Origin of the sequence: Rhizobium phaseoli, assembly GCF_010668805.1 — a bacterium.
Taxonomy (GTDB): Bacteria; Pseudomonadota; Alphaproteobacteria; order Rhizobiales; family Rhizobiaceae; genus Rhizobium; species Rhizobium phaseoli_A.
Window position 1 is genome coordinate 1 of sequence record NZ_WUFT01000097.1, and the last position, 419, is coordinate 419.

Sequence of the window (419 nt, forward strand, 5' to 3'; positions counted from 1 at the left end):
GACCTGACGCGACACGGCTTTCGGCAGCGTGTCCGTAGTCATGATGGCTTGCGCCGCGTCGTACCAGTGCGCAGCCTGACGGTTCGCCAGCGCGGCTGGCAACCCGGCTTTCAGACGATCGACAGGCAGCGGCTCCAGAATCACGCCCGTCGAGAACGGCAGCACCTGCTCAGGCGCAATACCCGCGAGGCGCGCGAGTTCGTCGCACGTCTCACGCGCGTGTGCCATGCCCGGCTCGCCCGTGCCCGCGTTCGCATTGCCCGTGTTCACGACCAGCGCGCGAATACCCTTGCCGCCCTTGCGCACGCGCTCCAGGTGCTCGCGGCACACCGTCACGGGCGCTGCGCAAAAGCGGTTCAACGTGAACACGCCCGCGACCGTCGCGCCTTCGTCGACGGAAATGACGAGCACGTCCTTGC

At 67.8% G+C, this 419-nt stretch carries 1 protein-coding gene; it reads right to left on the bottom strand.

Translation table 11 applies throughout. The annotated features are described in order from the left end of the window. The coding region (locus GR197_RS31550) for a bifunctional ornithine acetyltransferase/N-acetylglutamate synthase (protein WP_204330521.1) at positions 1 to 419 on the bottom strand (419 nt) is incomplete at both ends.